The organism is Flavobacterium luminosum, from assembly GCF_023635005.1.
Lineage (GTDB): Bacteria > Bacteroidota > Bacteroidia > Flavobacteriales > Flavobacteriaceae > Flavobacterium > Flavobacterium luminosum.
In genome coordinates, this window is record NZ_JAMLJM010000002.1 from 347,860 (window position 1) to 367,097 (window position 19,238).

A 19,238-nucleotide genomic window follows, 5' to 3' on the forward strand; every position below is an offset into this window, starting at 1 on the left:
GATGTACGACGATTGCATGAAAGATGTACGACAATTAAGTAAAAGATGTACAGGAATTTTGTAATTGATGTACGGCAAATGAATTTATTGTATAGTTAACTTAAAAATAGCGCCTATTATAGAAGAAAATGTAATATAATTTTCTTTAAAAAAGGTTCAAAAACAAAGCCGAAACCAAAAGTTGCTGTACGTCAGTTTTTTCACAACAGGTCTTGTAAATATCTTCTTGCATCTTATTAAAAATCATTATATTTGGAGGTAATAAGCGTTGCTTCATGAAAAAATATTACACTACTCTTACTGACGCTGTTCAAAATTTTCTTATCGAAGTAGGAGATATATCCTATTTCGCCGGACGTTTCTTTAAAGAAGTCGTAAAGCGACCTTTTGAATTTAACGAGTTTTTAAGGCAATGCTACAATATGGGGAATCGTTCTCTTCTATTGGTAGGCGTGACCGGTTTTATCATCGGTTTGGTGTTTACTTTGCAATCCCGACCTACTTTAATGGAATTTGGTGCGGTTTCTTGGATGCCTTCCATGGTTAGTATTTCCATTATTAGAGAGATTGGCCCTATTATAACGGCTTTGATTTGTGCGGGTAGAATCGGATCGGGGATTGGTGCCGAATTGGGTTCGATGAGAGTAACGGAGCAAATTGATGCTATGGAAGTATCGGGCACGAATCCTTATAAATACCTTGTGGTGACTCGAATTCTCGCTACTACGTTCATGTTACCTATTCTTATCATTGTAGGAGATGCGATTGCCATTTATGGTTCTTTTTTAGTGGAAAACCTAAAAGGGAATGTCTCTTTTCTATTGTATTTTAACCAAGTATTTGATGCCTTAGAGTTTAGTGATCTCATTCCAGCGACGATTAAATCGTTTTTCTTTGGATTTGCCATAGGATTAGTGGGCTGTTACAAAGGGTATAATTGTAAAAAGGGAACTGCAGGAGTAGGGTTAGCCGCCAATTCGGCAGTAGTATATACTTCAATGTTGTTGTTTGTGATTGACTTTATAGCGGTATTCGTTACCGATATATTTTATGATTTATAAGATGGAACCTATAGTTGTTATAAAAGATCTTCGAAAAAGTTTTGGAACCAATCATGTTTTGGATGGTTTTAATATGGAATTACTTGAAGGAGAAAATCTAGTAGTTATGGGCAAATCAGGTTCCGGTAAATCGGTCATGATTAAATGTCTCATTGGTCTAGAGCAACCGGATAGTGGTACTATTGAAGTGATGGGAAAAGATATCTCTAAATTGAACGATGATGAATTGGATGAAATTAGAACTGAAGTCGGTTTTCTTTTTCAGGGAAGTGCCCTTTATGATTCGATGTCGGTTCGAGAAAACTTAGAATTTCCTTTGCGAAGACATACCAAAAAGTTCGGAGTTATCGAAGATACCACTCCTTTAGTCATGGAAGCATTAAAAAGTGTGGGATTAGAACACGCGGTCGATTTGATGCCGAATGAACTCTCTGGGGGGATGAAGCGAAGAATTGCTTTAGCAAGAACATTAATTTTAAAGCCAAAGATTATTTTATACGACGAACCAACCACAGGATTGGATCCGATAACGTCTAAGGAAATCATATTGTTAATGCAAAACGTACAGAAAAAATATAAAACGTCTTCAATTATTATCACTCACGATGTAGATTGCGCCAGAGTAATTGCCAACCGAATGATTCTATTGGTTGACGGGATTAATTACGCGGAAGGTTCTTTTGAAGACCTTTCGAATTCGGAAGATGTTAAAGTAAAAGCCTTTTTTAAATAGTAGTGTTATGGAGAAAACGAATGCTGAAAAAATAAAACTAGGAATTTTTGTCATAATTGGTTTGTCTGTCTTTGTTGCGGCAGTTTATTTTATTGGAAATAAACAAAACATGTTTGGCAATACAGTTCATTTGAGTTCGGTATTTAACAATGTAAATGGATTGCAGTTGGGGAACAATGTGCGTTATTCTGGGATTAACGTAGGAACAGTTAGAAACATTGAGATGATAAACGATACTGTTATCAAAGTCGATATGGTCATTCAAGGTGATATTTTAAAACACATTAAAAAGAACGCCATAGCAACCATTAGTTCTGATGGTTTGGTGGGTAGTATGTTAATTAATATCATACCTGGTAGTGGCGAGGCGCCTTCAGTAGAACCCGGAGATGTAATACAATCCTTCAGTCGTACTAGAACCGAAGATATGTTGAAAACATTGAATGTTACCAATGAAAATGCAGCGGTGTTAACCAGTGATTTAATTAAAATTACGCACGAAATTACCGAAGGAAAAGGAACAATTGGTACTTTGTTGTACGATCGTGAAATGGCTAATGATTTGAAAGAGACGATGCATTATTTAAAAATGACTAGCCAAGGAACGAATGAGTCGATAGCCAACTTGAATAAATTAATTAATTCGCTCAATAAAAAGGACAATGTAGTAGGGGTAATTAATGATACTGCGGTGGCGAACCAAATCAAAAATATTGTGATTAATCTTCAAAAATCGAGTAAAAAAATTGATTTGGTGGTCGACAACCTCAATACAACCATTGATAATGCAAAAGGAGGGAAAGGAGTGATCAATTATTTGTCTAACGATCCTAAATTGGTACGAAAAGTTGATTCTACTATGACCAATATTAATGAAGCTAGTATTCGACTAAATCAAAATTTAGAAGCGTTAAAGCATAATATTTTCTTCAGAGGCTATTTCAAAAAACAAGAAAAGCAAAAAGCTTCCAAAAAACAGGTACAATAATTTAGAATCAGGCAAATAGTATAAGATTGGTATTATTTGCCTAAATATATCTTTTGGGTTTATAATGCAGAGATGCCTCGTTAAAAGAGGTAAAGCCTGATTATTAGAGCTTAGTTCTTTACTAATTCAAAATAACGATTCGGATAATCGGTAATCAGTCCATCAATACCATAACTCAAGACCGTAATCATATCTTTTTGTTCATTGACCGTCCAAGGAATCACCTTAATATTTTTTTTGTGAAGATAGGATGTTTTCTTTTTGTTTAATAGCACAAATTCTGGGCTGTAAACATCGGGATAGAATCCTAATAAGTCTAAATTTTTGTCAATACTCCATGTATTTTCGACTAATAAAACCGTTTTAAATTCAGGATATTTTTGGTGTAAATATTGTAATGTTCTTACATCGAAAGATTGGATATAGACTTTGTGTTCTATCTTTTTTTCTTTGATGACACGAACAAGTAAATCGACAAACTGTTCTGGTTTGGGATGAAAAATATCGTCTCCCTCCACGGTTGTTTTCGTTTCAATGTTGTAGTATAATTTTCTTTCAGGATATTTCAACGAAAGGTAACGTTCTACTGTATCTATAACTTCTGCCAATAAAGGTTTGTAAGTCGGTATTTTCTGTTGTTCTAAAAAACGAGGATGAATTTTACTTCCACAATCGTAACGCTTAATTTCATCGTAATTCATTTGATACAAATTGAAGCGTTTTTCTTCCTCTTCTGTAATTTCTTTGTTGTTTAAATCCAACGCGATTTCGTGGGAAAGAAAAGGCTCGTGCGATAATAGAACCTGATGGTCTTTAGAAATTACAATATCCATTTCTAGAGTAGTGACTCCTAAATCAATGGCTTTAATCATTGCTTCGATAGAATTTTCAGGAAGTAATCCGCGACAACCTCTATGCCCTTGAATATCAAATTCCTGAGAAAATGTCAGAAAAGGAAATAACAGAAAAAAGTAGTATTTCATTATATCTTTTTTAAAACTTCCAATAAATAATCAACATCCTCTTTGGTATTATAATGAGAAAAAGAAACGCGAATATTCGGTTTTTGAAGTAATTCTTTAGAAACAAAAGCCTCTAAAACATGCGATGGTTTAACACTTCCAGATTGGCAGGCACTTCCTCTGGAAACCGCTACGCCGTTCATATCTAATTGAAATAGAAGCATACTGGTTTTGCTTTCATCGAAAGGTAGGATAACATTAATTACATTATAAAAAGTATCCTCCGGTTTTCCTGCAAAAACAACTTCGGGAAAATGAAGGTATAATTGCTCCACGAAGTAATTTTTTAGAGCAATAATTTCATTTCGCTCAGTTTCTAAATGTTCTACAGCCATTTCTAGGGCTTTTGCCATACCCACAATGTTATGAATACTTTCAGTCCCGGCACGTAATCCTTTTTCTTGTTCACCGCCAAGAAGTAATGGTTGTAGGACAATGTTTTTTCGGATAAAAGCAAATCCAATTCCTTTAGGACCATGAAATTTATGTGCACTGGCTACCAAAAAATCTATGGGCAATTGGGTTAGGTCGATTTCTGTTTTACCAATAGATTGTACCGTATCGGTATGGAAATAGGCGTTATAGCTTTTGCAAAGTTGTGATACTTTTTCCAAATTCAGAACGGTGCCGATTTCATTATTGACATGCATCAAGCTCACTAATGTTTTTTTATTTTGTGATAGCAACTCGACTAAATCGTTATAATCTATGGTGCCATCTTCTAAAATAGAAACAAAATCAAGTTGAATATTATATTGTTTTTCAAAAACTTCCAACGTATGCAATACGGCATGATGTTCAATTTTTGAGGTAATAATTCTTTCCACTTTTAAATCACGAATGCACGATAATAGGATAAAATTATTAGCCTCAGTTCCACACGATGTGAAAATGATTTCTTGAGCACTGCAATTCAGGTTTTTAGCAATGCTTTTTCGGGATAATTCGATTAGAGTTTTAGAACTTCTTCCGAAAGCATGAGTGGAAGAAGGATTTCCAAAGTTTTCTGTTAAAACTTTTGTCATTTCGGCGATGACTTCCGGTCGTAATGGGGTAGTGGAAGCGTTGTCTAAATAGATATTTTTCATATTCTCAAATGTAGCAATTTTATATCTTTGGCAAAAATCTCTACTTGAAAAAAATTCTACTTTTATCCGATACTCACAGTCATATTGATGACGTTATTTTGAAATATGTCGCTTGGGCTGACGAGGTTTGGCACGCCGGTGATATTGGTGATTTGTCTGTGACGGAAGCCATAGAAAAGCAAAAAACATTAAGAGCTGTTTATGGCAATATTGATGGTTCCGATGCAAGAATAATGTTTCCGTTGCATAATCGATTCAGTTGTGAAGGAGTTCAGGTTTGGATGACACACATAGGAGGATATCCCGGTAAATATAATCCGAATATTCGGGAAGAATTAAAACTAAATCCTCCCAAACTGTTCATTTGTGGACATTCCCATATTTTAAAGGTTCAGTATGATAAAACCTTAGATCTTTTGCACATGAATCCTGGAGCTTGTGGGAAAAGTGGTTTTCATCAGGTAAGAACCATGCTTCGATTTGTAATAGAAGGAGATAAAATTAAAGATTTGGAAGTTATAGAATTGGGTAAAAAATAATTATTCTTTTACTTTTATAATAATTGCGGTTCCTTCTCCTTTTTTCGATTTGATGACTACTGTACCTTGCATATTTTTGACACGGGCTTTGATTTGTGTCAATCCAAAACCTTCAGTTTTATGTACAGAATCATTCTCAAAACCTTTTCCGTTGTCTTTTAATACAAAACAAAAGTAATCGTTTTCTTCATAGACATTCAGCTGTGCTTCTGTAGCTTGGCTGTGTTTGATAATGTTATTAATAAGTTCTGAAACGATGTAATAAATCTTGGTTTCAAATTCAATATCAAATTTTTTAGAATTTGGAATCAAGGAATGATACGTGATTTTTAGCAGTGTATTAGAGTTTTTTTCACATAAATCACTTAGTGCAAATTGTAATCCAAACTTAACCAACAAAGGAGATACTAATTCATGAGACAAATCTCTTACTTTATCATGAGCCTGTTTTAACAACAATCTTGTTTTTTTTAGATCTTCTCTTTGTTCGTTGCTCAAAGAGGTTTCGAACGCAGATAAATGTAAACCTACCGAAGATAGAGTAGCACTAACATTATCGTGTAAAACCTGAGAAATTTTATTGCGCTCCTGATCCTGTCCATCTAGGGTAGCACTAATGATCTTAAATTGTAAATCGTTGTCTATATTTTTTAGTTTGTTTTTTTGTTTAAGAACTAAGTTTTGGTAATAAAAATAAAAAATCAAACCGGAAAGCAACAGTAAAAATGCCAATAATAAAGAGATGTTTTGATTTCTTTTTTGTTTCTCAACAATAATATTTTCTTTTTCTTTAAATATAAGCGCTGCTTTGTCTAATTGGTATTTGGTTTCTATTTCCCTTGTAGCTTTTTCAATCCTACCATTAATCATAGAATCGTATAGTTCAAAATACTTGTTACTATATTCTAAGGCTTTTTTATAATCCCCTATTTTTTCATATGCATACGAGGCATTAAGAAAACAAGAAGCTACTATTTTTGTGTTCTCATTATTCGGAAAAAGTTTTAGAACACTTTCGTAAATTTCGATAGCTTTTTTGTAATTACGCTCTCCTTCCATTTCAATTAAGGCAGCGTTGACTTTTGCAGTGGCGATTACTACAGGATCTTTTGTTAGCAACGCCGTTTCGATAGATTTCTGAGCATATTCTTTAGCAAGATCGAATTTTTTTAGTTTATTATAGTAAAAAACGTAATTGTCATACGCTTTTGATTTTTCCTTGAGATCTTTAGAATTTTTAGTGTATAATGCGACCTTGTCAATATAATATTTTAAACTATCTGAATCTACTGTACCATGGTACCTGCACAAGCCTTGATGAGTTTTTGAGAGTAAAACAGTGTCTTTTAATTTTTCAGCATTCTTTTTTGCTTTGTGCAAATGACTTTGAGCCTTTTGAAATTCAAAAGAAGTAGTGTAGAGGTTTCCGACTTTCCAGTGTATGTCTACCAATTTATCGTAAAGATGATTTTTTTCAGCTATTTTTCGCGATTCGAATAAAATTTTGATAGCATTTTCTACATCATTAAAACTTTCATAGAGTAGAGCTTGTTCGTATTTAAGATCACAATATTTTTTAAAATTGCGTTTTTTTAGAGAAGAATTTGCTTGTTTGTTAGCAAAATTAATTGCTTTGATAGGATCGTTATTTTCCTTATAATAGCTTATAGAATCTGTTTCGGTTTTTTTGTTTTGAAAACCGAAACAGAAGTTATAAAGAAATAGAATTATGTAGATAGGGTTTTTGATCACTTTTGTTAGTCGGTTAAGATACCTGATGGTTTTTTTATAATAGTTTTAGCAGATTCGTATTGCTCAAATTTAAAGTTTAAACTGTCACTTATCATATTAACTATTTCTGTTTCCTCTATAAAAACAGTACTAGGCGTTGTTTCTCCGGGATTTAATTTAATTTCGATGGTGTATTTTCCTGAAACACATACTAAATTGTAGAAACAGTTATCAGGTATTTTAAAAGTGATTTGGAATTGAGAATTGTTAATCTTAGTGTAAGAGTACTCACTTAATAAGGAATAATTTGACATAATATTTATTGATTTAAATTGATTAAATTGTGTTTTGTAGCAAATAAAACAAGCCCGACAGAACTTTTTACTTTTAATTTTTTCATTAGGTTTTTACGATGCGTTTCTACCGTATTAGGACTAATGTTGAGCAATTCACCTATATCTCTTCCGCTTTTTTCTTCACAAATATATCCTAATATCTCTAGTTCACGAGTGGTGATATTAGCAATAGCATCTTCTGCTTTTAATGCTTCTCGATGGTTGTTTTCGGTAAAAATATCAAATATTTTATCTTTAATATTAGAAGAAAAATATTGTTTGCCTTCATATACAGCCATAATAGCATCTAAAATACTTTCTCCAGCGCTTTGTTTGGTTAAATAACCACTTGCTCCTAATTTTATAACTTCTTTGATGAGTTTAGGATCATCATAACTCGATAAGATAATTACTTTGCACGTAAATCCTTTTTCGCTAAATTCTCTTAAAACCTGAATACCGTCTTTCTCCGGCATATTGATATCCATGATGAGTACATGCGCATCATTTTCTGCTACTCTATCTACCAAACCTTCACCATCAAGTGAAAATCCCACTACTTCAAAAAGAGGATTTGTTTTAAGAACGGCCAATAATCCGTCTATTAGTACCTGATGATCGTCGGCAAGATGTATTTTTATTTTAGTTTCCATAATTTGTTAAGTGATTTTTCAAAAGTAGGAGAATAAAAGTTTATCTGAAATACCCGTACTTAATGAATTTTACATCACCAATTTTGGTGATATACTTATTAAAGTTAATCAAAAATAGTTAAAAACAAAAAAGCTAACCATTTCAGGTTAGCTTTCGTCGCACTAATAAACTAAGATGATAGGTTTATCGTAATCGATCCACAGATTTTACGAGATCTTCATCCTTTTTGATGGCTCTATTGGCTAAGACCAATAGTAAGATAGATAAAATAGGTAAGAACATCCCAATACCCTTCTCTGAAACAGGAGTTTCTCCAGGTAGGTTTAGTGTACGATACACAAATAATCCTAGTAAAATTAAGTTTAATATCATATTCAGTCTGTTCATCACAAACTGTTGTTGTCTTTTTTTATAAGTCAAAAGGCTCAAAATAGCCAAAGTAGAAGATAGCCCCAAAAGAATAGTGTAGCTTATCGATTCCATAAAATAAAAGAGCTGACCGTTTTCTAATTTCCATAAATGAAAAACAAAAGGTAAAACAGCACTCATTAGAAATGCAAAAAATAAATAAACACTTTGTATTCGTTGAATCATTTTTTCAAAAAATTGAGAAACAAAAATAGGGTATCTTTTCATAAAAAACTATTGTTTACTAAAATAAAATTCGTATTATTGCATTATAAATCCGTAAGCACTTCATACTTCGGAACATAGAATTCAAAAAATCTCTTTTTTATTTTATCCCATAATTAAATCTTACAACCTTATATGTTTGATATTTCTGTATTAAAAGAAATGAAGCTTTCTGAGCTCCAAGAAATTGCAAAAATTGCAAAAATCAAGAGCTTTAAAACCTTAAAAAAGGATGAGTTGGTATACCAAATTTTAGATTACCAAGCGGCAAATCCTGATAAAATTGCCCCAGAGACTAGTAATAAAGAAGAAAACAAGACAGAAGCTCCTAAAACCAAAAGAGTTAGAATTGTTAAAGAAGACACCAAAACAGGTGAAGTTAAAACAGCTAAACCTTCAGAAGAAAAAATAGCAGAACCACAAGCAATACTTTTTGAAGAATCGAAAGCAGAAGTAATAGAAAAGAAAGAAGTAGAAATACGACACAAAGAAGCTAGAAATAATCGCTTTCAAAAGAACAAAGTTAAAAATACTCCAAAGGAAGTTGAAAATTCCTCCCCAGAAATAACAGTTGTTGCATCAGAATCCGAAACCTCGCCGGTAGTAGCAACAGAAGAAATTTCAACTCCAGAAGTTGAAACCCCAACAAACAATCCTAACCCGAAATTCAACAAGCACAAGAAAAATACTAATTTCCGTGAACCTGATTATGAATTTGAAGGAATCATAGAAAGTGAAGGTGTATTAGAAATGATGCCGGACGGTTACGGTTTTTTAAGATCCTCAGATTATAACTACTTGGCGTCGCCTGACGATATCTATTTATCGACATCTCAAATTCGTTTGTTCGGTTTAAAAACAGGAGATACGGTAAAAGGGGTGGTGAGACCTCCTAAAGAAGGAGAAAAATATTTTCCTTTGGTAAAAGTATTAAAAATCAACGGGCATGATCCTCAAGTCGTTCGCGATAGAGTTTCTTTTGACCATTTAACACCCGTTTTTCCAACAGAAAAGTTCAAATTAGCCGAAAAAGGAAGTTCGATTTCTACTAGAATTATAGATTTGTTTTCTCCTATCGGGAAGGGGCAACGTGGTATGATAGTGGCACAACCTAAAACTGGTAAAACCATGTTGTTAAAGGACATTGCCAATGCCATAGCTGCCAATCACCCTGAGGTGTACATGATTGTACTTTTAATAGATGAACGACCTGAAGAGGTAACCGATATGCAACGTAGTGTGCGTGCTGAAGTAATTGCTTCCACTTTCGATAGAGAGCCACAAGAACATGTGAAAATTGCCAATATTGTTTTAGAAAAAGCAAAACGCTTAGTGGAATGTGGACACGATGTAGTTATTTTATTAGATTCGATTACTCGTTTGGCACGTGCTTATAATACTGTTCAGCCTGCATCCGGTAAAGTATTAAGTGGTGGTGTTGATGCCAATGCATTACAAAAACCTAAACGTTTCTTTGGTGCGGCTCGTAATGTTGAAAATGGAGGTTCTTTGAGCATCATTGCAACGGCCTTGACCGAAACTGGATCTAAAATGGATGAAGTAATTTTTGAAGAATTCAAAGGAACGGGTAATATGGAATTACAATTAGATCGTAAGATTGCGAATCGTCGTATTTTCCCTGCGGTTGATTTAACTTCTTCAAGTACACGTCGAGACGATTTGTTACTAGATGAAAAAACAATTCAACGCATGTGGATTATGAGAAAATATTTGGCAGATATGAATTCGGTTGAAGCGATGGAATTTATTAATGACCGCATTAAGAAAACCAGAAACAACGAAGAATTTCTCATCTCGATGAATGATTAGTTTTTTTAATAAACATTTGATATATCAAAATCTTAAAAAAATGTGTAATAAACCGTTTCATTATGAAGCGGTTTTTTTATGACCTTTTCCAGCTTTTCGCTTTAACCTACCTGATCAAAGCTTTTTTCTCTCTTCCACTAAAGGAGCTTCCTTCAATCGCTCTATAGATCGTATAAAAATAGCTTTGATTTTTTCGGGACTACCGCTATAACCAAGGGGCAATAGTTACAAAATTTTATATTTTATTTTTTGGATTTTATATCAAGTTTATAAAATCTAAATTTTAACAAAATGTACGGAAAAACCGTAATATTTAATTGGTAAGATACTATATCTTATGCAGTCAAAATTGAATTTTTAATATTACTGTGAATAGCAATAATAAGTGGTGAATGAACTCCGAAACAAGCGACTCTAAATTCTTGAAAGTAGGAAAAAAATAAATTAAAAAATGAAACAATTATTTATTGGGTTGCTTATGTTTGCAGGTAGCTCTATTGCTTTTGCAAATAATGGAGAAGTTAAAAAAAAATTAAAATGACTTTGCCTCCAGTCGACACCTGTACTATTACAGTGACTGTATTAGTTGATGGTTATACTTGTACAGGAACGGGTACTGCTACAGATTGCAAGGAAGCTGAGAAAAAAGCAATTGCTAACATTAGTTGCAATTAATAATTTCATAATACAAAACAGAATTTTATTTCTGTTTTGTATTTAAATAACTTTTAAATGGCCTTTTACAACGATTTTGTTTCAAACAATAAACAAAGGTGATGCCATTTATAACCTATAAACAATGCACATTATAATCATGAAAAGTATTTATTTATTATTTTTATTTTTAAATTTTAATTTTTATGCTCAGTTAAAGATAGAATATGATTACACAATGGGTAATCACGAATCAAGTACAATAAACAAGTGTTATTTATACACAGATGGTGTAAACTCTAAATTTGTTTATAGACGTATAATTAACGGAGAAACTGAAAGTATATTTACGCATATTAATCCTACGGTTTTAGAATTTATGAACTCTAAATTCAAGAAACAAGCAGGTGATAGTATAGGTAAAATTGTACTAAAAAAGATGAACTCTGATAGTATTTATTGTAGATATTCAACAGCAGATAATAAGTACGTAAAAGTACTTGAAAAAAATACACCAATTATCAAAATTGTAGATGAGTTTAAAACGGTTTTTAATTACAATTGTCAAAAAGCTATTTTTGACTTCGGGGAAAGAGTTTTTGAAGTTTGGTTTACGAATGACATTCCAATTAGTGATGGGCCTTGGAAACTAAAAGGGCTTCCTGGTTTAGTTTTAAGTGCAAAAACTAATGATGGTATTCATCATTTTGAAATTACAAGTCTAAAGAATTGTCCTCCTTTCGAAAAGTCTTTTTTTGATTTCCCATTCGTGAAAATACTTTCTAAAGAAGTTTTTGTAGACGATTTCATAAGAATTACAGAGAATAAATTTAAATATCAAAAATCGCAAAAACCTGATGCTAATTCAACAATGACAATTGATATGTTAGACATTCCAAAAACTCTTTTCAAATAGCATTGTATATCTGTTGCATTATCATCTTGTCAACAATTAAGTTTAAAATGTGTTTTGTAAAAGATGTTTGAAATTGAAATTTTATAATTACTGATTTAATAAATAATCAGTGTGATAGATATGTAAGACAACACCATTTTAGGAGTTAAATATAGAGCAGTAAATTTTAAAAGGATTTAAAAAAACAAAAATGCTGTAAATAAAAAAACTTAATAAAATCATATTAAACAATTTAGACATATCTTTAATAGTTTTTGAATAAATGCCATTACAAAAATACTTTTTGTTGTTATTATTACTAAACCTAAGTGGTTTAACAGCGCAAACAATAAAAGGAAAAATAACTACCATTGATAACAAAATTATCGAAACGGCCAGCATTATCATCAAAGATTCGATTAAAGCAAAAGGTATTAAAGAGTATACTATTGCTCTAAACGGAAACTACGAAATATTGCTCACCAAAGAGTACAAAACTATTTGTGTAGAAATAGCAGTTAGTAATTATTCAAAAGATAGTTTTACCATTTCAAACCCAGAAAAAGGTAAGACTTACGTTTATGATTTTTTATTAAAAAAAGACAAAGTCATTGCCATTCAAGAAGTCAAGATTTCCGCAAAAAGAAGATCTTATACAGAAGTAAAAGATACTGTAAATTTCAATGTGGCTGCATACAAAGATGGATCGGATAGAAAAATTCAAGATGTTATAAAAAAATTACCTGGTATGGAAGTCAATGACAATACTGGCGAAATAAAATACAAAGGTATGTCAGTGGAGACTGTTCAATTAGATGGAGAAGATTTATTTAGTGGGAACTACACAATTGGCACCAAAAACATAAACGTTAACATGATTGATCAAGTTCAAGCTATTGAAAACTTTGCGAGTAATAAATTACTTAAAGGCTTGGAAAGAGATGGAAAAGTAGCTTTAAACTTGAAACTCAAAAAAAACATTATTGATGTTTCAGGAAGTGTTAATTCGTCTTTGGGCGCTTTTAAACAAGAAAAAATTGCAACCGACTCTGATGCTAATTTTTTATCAGTGTCATCAAAAATAAAATCGTTTGGAACATTAAGTTACAATAACATTGCTTTAAATTACTCACCTTTTGATTACTTCGGAAATTTCCAAAGCAAAAAAGATGGGCAAAACCAAACATTCAAAAACAATAAAATTATTCCTGAATTCAGTTTTTTAAATATGCTTGATAATAAGCGAACTGTTTTAAACAATTCCATATTTGCAAATTATAATATTTCGCTTAAAAAAAGCCCTAATACCAGCTATAAGTCTAACCTATACTTTGTAAGAGATGCCATATCTTCACTAAACTTTAGTGAGACAAACAATACAGTTGATGACCAAAATTTTACGACTAGCGATAGTAACAATGCAATTAAAAAACCGTTGTTACTGCGAGCCGATTTTAATATAAAATCGTTTGGATCAGAATCTTCTTCTATCGATTATGATGTTATGGTGAGTAAAGAGAAAGTAAAATCTAAAACAAAAATAATTCAAAATAAAGCGCTTTCATATAATACAAATTTACTGAGTGATGATTTTTTTTTAAAGTCAAAAATCGTTTATACAAAAAGAATATCCGATAATAAAGCATTTCAATTAACAACTCATCAAACCTTTGATGTACTAAATCAACAGTATAAAATTACACCGCAAGAATCAAATACTGCTGCGGTAAATGCCATCCAAGACATAGAATCAAGAAAAACATTTTTCGACCTACAAAGTAGTATCATTGGAAAAATAAAGCGCGCAAAATATAGTATGAACTTAGGTTTAGAGTATACAAGCAATCCATTGAATTCATCATTGGAAGATTTAACGCTTTCAATACCCATTAGCACTAATGCAGTTGTATTTGAGAAAAATAAAGTATTTTTAAATAATAGCTTCGATTATGATTGGGGCAACTGGCGAATATTTTCAACTTTAAATCTATCTTTACTCAATCGTTATTTAAAAAAACAGTCGCGAGTTAATGATTTTATTGTAGAACCAGAGATTAATTTAAATTATAAATTTAGCAGAATTTCTAGTTTTAACATTAGTCTTAGTTCAAAAATAAATCCGCAAGCTGACAATTTTGTTTATGCAAATGAAGTTCTAATTAATAATAGAACAACAATTAAAAACACTCCTAGTTTAGCTTTGCAAAAAACAGCTACTTATAATGCGAATTACAATCTTTATGATTTATCAAATCAATTCCAAATTAATATTGGCATAAATTATTCAGATAATAAAGGTGATTTTTTTTCTAATATTAACATCGATCAAAACAATACACAAATCGAATATTTCTTCTTAAACGAAAAATTTAACAATCGTAGTTTTAATTTTATGATTGAGAAATATTTACCCTTCATGGAATCTACCATTCGCTTTAAAACACTATACAGTATTTCCAATTATAAAAATTTCATAAATTATTCTGAAATTAGAGATAATAAAAGTAAAAATTTAATTAATGAGCTATTCTTAAAATCAGCCTTCGATGGTAAATTCAACTTTGAAAATGTTTTTAAATACAATTTAAGACTAACTATTAACAACGAAAACCAAAATTTTGAAAACATAAATTATAATAATTCTTTCAAACTATTATTCAAACCTAATAAAAAGTGGTTCGCCAACGCTGTTTACGATATCTATTCCACCAATCAAAAAACTAAATACTCCTTTATAGATTTTTTAATAAAATATACTCCATCGGATAAAAGATTTGCTTTTAGTCTTGCAGGTAAAAACCTTTTAAACAATGAAAATTTCATAGAAATACAAACCTCTGATTATTATACCAGTATTTACGGAAGTAATATTATGCCGCGAACTTTATTAATTTCTTGTAATTATAGTTTTTAAGTTTTTGTATTATAAATACTCAGAGGAAGTTGCATAATAGCAATAATTTATTAATTAGGAATTTTTAATCAATAAAAAACCTCGAAACTATTTATCATGGGGTTATAAAAAAATGTAGAGGATAGCGCGACCTGAAGAGTAACTATTAGAGTCACTACATAAAAACACAAGTTGAAATAATTAGTAATATTCTAAAGTTATAAATTTAAAAACAATCACCTCGTAAACACCAAAGTATTCCCTTTTGAAAGATTGGCATCAAAAAGATAACCTTCATAATTGAATCCTTTTAGTTCCTCTAGAGTTTCAACATTGTGGTCTAAAATATAGCGAACCATCAAACCACGAGCTTTTTTGGCAAAAAACGAGATCACTTTTAATTTTCCGTCCTTATAATCTTTAAACTCAGGAGTAATTACAGGAACCTTTAATTTTTTCGTATCAAGAACCGAAAAATATTCGTTACTGGCTAGATTAAGAAATAACTCGTCTGATTTTAATTCTTTGTTTAATGCATCGGTAAGGGTCTCTTTCCAGAAAGCATATAAATTCTTGTGATTTCCAATAGGTAATGATGTTCCCATTTCTAAACGATACGGCTGCATTAAATCTAATGGTTTTAAAATTCCATATTGCCCTGAAAGAATACGTAGCTTTTCTTGTAAAGTATCTAGCTTTTCTTCCGGTATAGTATATGCATCTAGACCCGTGTAAACATCACCATTGAAAGCGTAAATGGCAGGTCGAGCATTTTCTTGGTTAAAAGGAGTTTTAAAATTTTTATTTCGCTGCCAGTTTAATTCCGCTAACTTATCAGAAATATGCATTAATTCCGATAAATCCTTTGGAGTCAAATTCTGTAAAACAGAAACAATTTCTTTTGATTGTTTTAGAAAAGATGGGGTTGAAAATCTTTTGTTAGGTAATGGAGATTCAAAATCCAACGATTTGGCCGGTGATATCACTATTTTCATTTGTATAATCGCTATTTGAGAGCAAATATAATTAATCTCCTTATTAATTCAGTAACCCACTGATAAATGAAAATCTGTTACAAATTATTTTGATGCATGGTGTTTAAAAGACACTATTTCCTTACATAGGTTTTGGTTTTTGTTCTTTTGTGTAAATAGCCGAAACTTTATTATCATCATCAATAACTACGGTTAATTCTCGTTTGAAATATTTTTTTTCGTATTCAATTGCATATTTGAAGAGATATTCTTTACTGTTTTTATTGAATGAAATAGTAGTTAACTGTAATCCCAAAAACCGTCCGTTTCTAAAATTGATTTTTCTACAAGTTTCAGAAATTCTCGAAAGGGTAGCGTTCCGAATCACTTGATCAGTAGCTTCTTCTTTGGTGTAAGGTTTGAATTTTGAGGTATTACAAGCATCTAATAATCGGTAGCCAAGAGCGTAGGCACGATCTTTTTTGAATGTTTCAACTTCATTGGGACTAACTTCAATCATCCTGTTTTCAGTATCTGAAATAGCTATTTTTTTACTTTTACAATTACTGACTAAAAATAGAATTCCTAAAAAAACGAGAAACTTTTTCATGGGTTACGAATTTTTAAGAATAACGTTTTTATTGGATGTTTTGGTATAAAAAAACCACCCGAAGGTGGTTTTTTTAGTATAAACTTGGATATTTTACGGGGTTAGCCTCGTGCATTATCTCATATACTTTTTCAAAAATATCTTCTACCGAAGGTTTAGAAAAATAATCACCATCTGTACCATAAGCTGGACGATGTGCTTTTGCAGCTAAAGTTTCCGGTTGACTATCTAAATATTTATAACCTTTTTGTTCATCGATAACTTGTTGTAAAATGAACGCTGAGGCACCTCCCGGTACATCTTCATCTACAATCAATAAACGATTGGTTTTAGCTAAAGATTTTACAATATCATGGTTGATATCAAAAGGTAACAAGGATTGGATATCTATAATTTCTACATCAATTCCAAGGTCTAATAATTCTTTAGCAGCTTGTTCTACTAATCGTAATGTTGAACCGTAAGAAACAACAGTAATATCAGTACCTTTTTTTATGGTTTCCACAACACCAATTGGCGTTTTGAATTCACCTAAATTGGTTGGCATTTTCTCTTTTAAACGGTATCCGTTCAAACATTCCACGATTAAAGCTGGTTCGTCAGTTTCTAATAAGGTATTGTAGAAACCAGCGGCTTTAGTCATATTTCTAGGGACTAAAACATGAATACCTCGAATGGCATTGATGATCATACCCATTGGAGAACCTGAATGCCAAATTCCTTCCAAGCGGTGTCCTCTTGTACGTATAATTAACGGTGCTTTTTGTCGACCGGCAGTTCTGTATTGTAATGTAGCCAAATCATCACTCATGATCTGGATAGCATAAAGCAAATAATCTAAATATTGAATTTCGGCAATAGGACGCAATCCTCTCATAGCCATTCCAATTCCTTGTCCAAGAATGGTAGCTTCACGAATACCCGCATCAGAAACACGAAGTTCTCCATATTTTTCCTGCATACCTTCCAAACCTTGGTTTACGTCGCCAATATTTCCGGAATCCTCTCCAAAAATTAAAGTTTCAGGATATTTACTAAAAATAGCATCGAAATTATCACGCAATACCAAACGTGCATCTACTTCTTCAGCAGATTCATCGTAGGTTGGTAAAACTTCTTGAACAGAGAAAATATTCTTTTCTGATTGAGAGAATAGATGAGAACTGAATTTAGGTTGGATAGTTTCTGAATAAGATTTGATCCATGCTGCCAAAGGCGCTTTACTATTTTCTTTAGCTACCATTCGAAGTACTTTTCTTGCCGTAACAATCAAATCTTTTCGAATAGGTTCTTTGATGCTTGCTAAATCGTTCGCGTATTTTTCAATAAAGATTTTATTATCTGAACCAGCAGCTACTGTATTTAGAACACTTACTAATTCGTCTCTTTCTGTTTTAATAGGAGTAATAAAATTAGTCCAAGCTGTTTTTTTAGCTTCTAATACGTCTTTTTTCGCTTGAGCATCGATTTCATCCAATTCAACCGCAGTAGCTAAATTGTTTTCCAATAACCATTCGCGCATTTTTGCCAAACAGTCAAATTCTGCTTCCCAAGCCAGACGATCAGCATCCTTGTAACGCTCGTGAGAACCAGAGGTTGAGTGTCCTTGAGGTTGAGTTAGTTCCTGAACATGGATTAAAACAGGAATATGTTGTTCGCGAGCAATGTGAGACGCTTTTTGATAGGTTTCAACTAGAGTAGGGTAATCCCAACCCTTTACAGTCATGATTTCGTACCCATTGTTGTTTTCATCACGTTGGAAACCTTTTAAGATTTCCGAGATGTTTTCTTTGGTCGTTTGGTAGCGAGCATGAACAGAAATTCCGTATTCGTCATCCCATACACTCATCACCATAGGAACTTGAAGGACTCCTGCAGCGTTAATGGTTTCAAAGAATAAACCTTCAGAGGTAGAGGCATTTCCGATAGTTCCCCAAGCAACTTCATTTCCTTTTTCAGAAAATAGAGTTTGGTTTATACCTTCAACATTTCTGTATATTTTTGAAGCTTGAGCCAATCCTAATAAACGAGGCATTTGACCTGCAGTAGGAGAAATATCTGCGCTGGAATTTTTTTGTTGTGTTAAATTTTTCCAATTTCCATTTTCGTCAAGGGAATGCGTAGCAAAATGACCACCCATTTGACGACCAGCACTCATAGGATCAAAATTTAAGTCGGTATGACCATATAAACCGGCAAAAAACTGTTCTATTGTCATAGCGCCGATTGCCATCATGAACGTTTGATCGCGATAATAACCGGAACGGAAATCACCATTTTGAAAAGCTTTTGCCAGTGCTAGCTGAGGCACTTCTTTTCCGTCACCAAAAATTCCGAATTTAGCTTTTCCGGTTAGGACTTCTTTTCTTCCCAGTAGGCTACATTCTCTGCTTATACGGGCAATTTTATAATCACCTAAAACTTCTGTTTTAAAATCTTCAAAAGTTAGATCTTTTTTGTCTTCCACTTGTATCATAAGAATATACTTGTAACATCGACAAATTTAAACAAAATCACGATATATTCTAATTCTAATGAGAAAATATTAATTGAATTATTTTTATAAAATATGTTTTTAAAAGTTTATTTTTTAAATAA

17 protein-coding genes are annotated in these 19,238 nt (G+C 32.2%); 8 read left to right on the forward strand and 9 right to left on the reverse strand.

Going from position 1 to position 19,238, the window contains the following annotated elements; all coding sequences use genetic code 11:
- The first annotated feature begins 275 nt into the window (after window positions 1-275).
- From NAT50_RS04820 to NAT50_RS04830, 3 genes are read left to right on the forward strand one after another with little or no spacing between them, the layout of a single operon-like run.
- Window positions 276-1,061 carry an MlaE family ABC transporter permease gene (locus NAT50_RS04820; protein ID WP_250591969.1) on the forward strand — a complete coding sequence of 262 codons (786 nt, stop codon included), beginning with the start codon at window positions 276-278 and terminating at the stop codon, window positions 1,059-1,061.
- A gap of 1 nt (window position 1,062) precedes the next feature.
- A complete protein-coding gene (locus tag NAT50_RS04825; protein ID WP_250591970.1) occupies window positions 1,063-1,794 on the forward strand; it encodes an ABC transporter ATP-binding protein in 732 nt (243 codons plus the stop codon).
- 7 nt (window positions 1,795-1,801) lie between these two features.
- Window positions 1,802-2,782 (forward strand): MlaD family protein, encoded by a 981-nt coding sequence (locus NAT50_RS04830; protein WP_250591971.1) that lies wholly within the window; start codon window positions 1,802-1,804, stop codon window positions 2,780-2,782.
- 110 nt (window positions 2,783-2,892) lie between these two features.
- On the opposite strand, the gene NAT50_RS04835 is transcribed toward NAT50_RS04830, so the two are convergent.
- The gene (locus NAT50_RS04835) at window positions 2,893-3,765 is read right to left on the reverse strand and encodes a glycerophosphodiester phosphodiesterase family protein (protein ID WP_250591972.1); all 873 of its coding nucleotides are present in this window, start codon (window positions 3,763-3,765) and stop codon (window positions 2,893-2,895) included.
- Complete coding sequence (locus tag NAT50_RS04840) at window positions 3,765-4,892, reverse strand: cysteine desulfurase family protein (protein ID WP_250591973.1); 1,128 nt, start codon at window positions 4,890-4,892, stop codon at window positions 3,765-3,767. Before NAT50_RS04840 ends, NAT50_RS04835 begins: the two co-directional genes overlap by 1 nt.
- Before the next feature lie 44 nt (window positions 4,893-4,936).
- Between NAT50_RS04840 and NAT50_RS04845 the strand changes: the two genes are divergently transcribed.
- Entirely contained in the window at window positions 4,937-5,431 is a 495-nt protein-coding gene (locus tag NAT50_RS04845) for a metallophosphoesterase family protein (RefSeq protein ID WP_250591975.1), read from the forward strand.
- Here the strand turns inward: NAT50_RS04845 and NAT50_RS12360 are convergent, their stop codons facing one another.
- The 4 genes from NAT50_RS12360 to NAT50_RS04865 form a co-directional block, all read right to left on the reverse strand.
- Window positions 5,432-7,183 carry a tetratricopeptide repeat-containing sensor histidine kinase gene (locus NAT50_RS12360; protein ID WP_250591977.1) on the reverse strand — a complete coding sequence of 584 codons (1,752 nt, stop codon included), beginning with the start codon at window positions 7,181-7,183 and terminating at the stop codon, window positions 5,432-5,434.
- A 5-nt stretch (window positions 7,184-7,188) separates the two neighbouring features.
- The gene (locus NAT50_RS04855) at window positions 7,189-7,476 is read right to left on the reverse strand and encodes a hypothetical protein (protein ID WP_250591979.1); all 288 of its coding nucleotides are present in this window, start codon (window positions 7,474-7,476) and stop codon (window positions 7,189-7,191) included.
- A 5-nt stretch (window positions 7,477-7,481) separates the two neighbouring features.
- On the reverse strand, window positions 7,482-8,150 hold the full coding sequence (locus NAT50_RS04860; protein ID WP_250591981.1) for a response regulator transcription factor: 669 nt from the start codon (window positions 8,148-8,150) through the stop codon (window positions 7,482-7,484).
- Between the two features lie 184 nt (window positions 8,151-8,334).
- Window positions 8,335-8,745: a DUF4293 domain-containing protein gene (locus NAT50_RS04865; protein WP_250591983.1), complete on the reverse strand. Its 411-nt coding sequence runs from the start codon at window positions 8,743-8,745 to the stop codon at window positions 8,335-8,337.
- A gap of 174 nt (window positions 8,746-8,919) precedes the next feature.
- Here NAT50_RS04865 and rho point away from each other — a divergent pair, with 174 nt between their 5' ends.
- From rho to NAT50_RS04885, 4 genes are all read left to right on the forward strand, one after another.
- Window positions 8,920-10,614: a transcription termination factor Rho gene (gene rho / locus NAT50_RS04870; protein ID WP_250591985.1), complete on the forward strand. Its 1,695-nt coding sequence runs from the start codon at window positions 8,920-8,922 to the stop codon at window positions 10,612-10,614.
- A gap of 537 nt (window positions 10,615-11,151) precedes the next feature.
- Window positions 11,152-11,289, forward strand: coding sequence for a dsRNA-binding motif domain-containing protein (locus NAT50_RS04875; RefSeq protein WP_250591987.1), 138 nt, complete (start codon window positions 11,152-11,154; stop codon window positions 11,287-11,289).
- 139 nt (window positions 11,290-11,428) lie between these two features.
- Window positions 11,429-12,184, forward strand: coding sequence for a GLPGLI family protein (locus NAT50_RS04880; protein WP_250591989.1), 756 nt, complete (start codon window positions 11,429-11,431; stop codon window positions 12,182-12,184).
- A gap of 454 nt (window positions 12,185-12,638) precedes the next feature.
- Window positions 12,639-15,077, forward strand: coding sequence for a hypothetical protein (locus NAT50_RS04885; protein WP_250591991.1), 2,439 nt, complete (start codon window positions 12,639-12,641; stop codon window positions 15,075-15,077).
- Between the two features lie 215 nt (window positions 15,078-15,292).
- Here the strand turns inward: NAT50_RS04885 and yaaA are convergent, their stop codons facing one another.
- The 3 genes from yaaA to NAT50_RS04900 form a co-directional block, all read right to left on the reverse strand.
- Window positions 15,293-16,051, reverse strand: coding sequence for a peroxide stress protein YaaA (gene yaaA / locus NAT50_RS04890; protein ID WP_250591992.1), 759 nt, complete (start codon window positions 16,049-16,051; stop codon window positions 15,293-15,295).
- Between the two features lie 121 nt (window positions 16,052-16,172).
- Window positions 16,173-16,640 carry a hypothetical protein gene (locus NAT50_RS04895; RefSeq protein WP_250591994.1) on the reverse strand — a complete coding sequence of 156 codons (468 nt, stop codon included), beginning with the start codon at window positions 16,638-16,640 and terminating at the stop codon, window positions 16,173-16,175.
- A gap of 73 nt (window positions 16,641-16,713) precedes the next feature.
- On the reverse strand, window positions 16,714-19,116 hold the full coding sequence (locus NAT50_RS04900) for an alpha-ketoacid dehydrogenase subunit alpha/beta (protein ID WP_250591995.1): 2,403 nt from the start codon (window positions 19,114-19,116) through the stop codon (window positions 16,714-16,716).
- Between the last annotated feature and the right edge of the window lie 122 nt (window positions 19,117-19,238).

What these genes read in the sequence shown, in the direction of transcription:
- NAT50_RS04820 (WP_250591969.1), top strand. Translation starts at nt 276, where the DNA reads ATGAAAAAATATTACACTACTCTTACTGACGCTGTTCAAAATTTTCTT.
- NAT50_RS04825 (WP_250591970.1), top strand. Translation starts at nt 1,063, where the DNA reads ATGGAACCTATAGTTGTTATAAAAGATCTTCGAAAAAGTTTTGGAACC.
- NAT50_RS04830 (WP_250591971.1), top strand. Translation starts at nt 1,802, where the DNA reads ATGGAGAAAACGAATGCTGAAAAAATAAAACTAGGAATTTTTGTCATA.
- NAT50_RS04835 (WP_250591972.1), bottom strand. Translation starts at nt 3,765, where the DNA reads ATGAAATACTACTTTTTTCTGTTATTTCCTTTTCTGACATTTTCTCAG.
- NAT50_RS04840 (WP_250591973.1), bottom strand. Translation starts at nt 4,892, where the DNA reads ATGAAAAATATCTATTTAGACAACGCTTCCACTACCCCATTACGACCG.
- NAT50_RS04855 (WP_250591979.1), bottom strand. Translation starts at nt 7,476, where the DNA reads ATGTCAAATTATTCCTTATTAAGTGAGTACTCTTACACTAAGATTAAC.
- NAT50_RS04860 (WP_250591981.1), bottom strand. Translation starts at nt 8,150, where the DNA reads ATGGAAACTAAAATAAAAATACATCTTGCCGACGATCATCAGGTACTA.
- NAT50_RS04865 (WP_250591983.1), bottom strand. Translation starts at nt 8,745, where the DNA reads ATGATTCAACGAATACAAAGTGTTTATTTATTTTTTGCATTTCTAATG.
- rho (WP_250591985.1), top strand. Translation starts at nt 8,920, where the DNA reads ATGTTTGATATTTCTGTATTAAAAGAAATGAAGCTTTCTGAGCTCCAA.
- NAT50_RS04875 (WP_250591987.1), top strand. Translation starts at nt 11,152, where the DNA reads ATGACTTTGCCTCCAGTCGACACCTGTACTATTACAGTGACTGTATTA.
- NAT50_RS04880 (WP_250591989.1), top strand. Translation starts at nt 11,429, where the DNA reads ATGAAAAGTATTTATTTATTATTTTTATTTTTAAATTTTAATTTTTAT.
- yaaA (WP_250591992.1), bottom strand. Translation starts at nt 16,051, where the DNA reads ATGAAAATAGTGATATCACCGGCCAAATCGTTGGATTTTGAATCTCCA.
- NAT50_RS04895 (WP_250591994.1), bottom strand. Translation starts at nt 16,640, where the DNA reads ATGAAAAAGTTTCTCGTTTTTTTAGGAATTCTATTTTTAGTCAGTAAT.
- NAT50_RS04900 (WP_250591995.1), bottom strand. Translation starts at nt 19,116, where the DNA reads ATGATACAAGTGGAAGACAAAAAAGATCTAACTTTTGAAGATTTTAAA.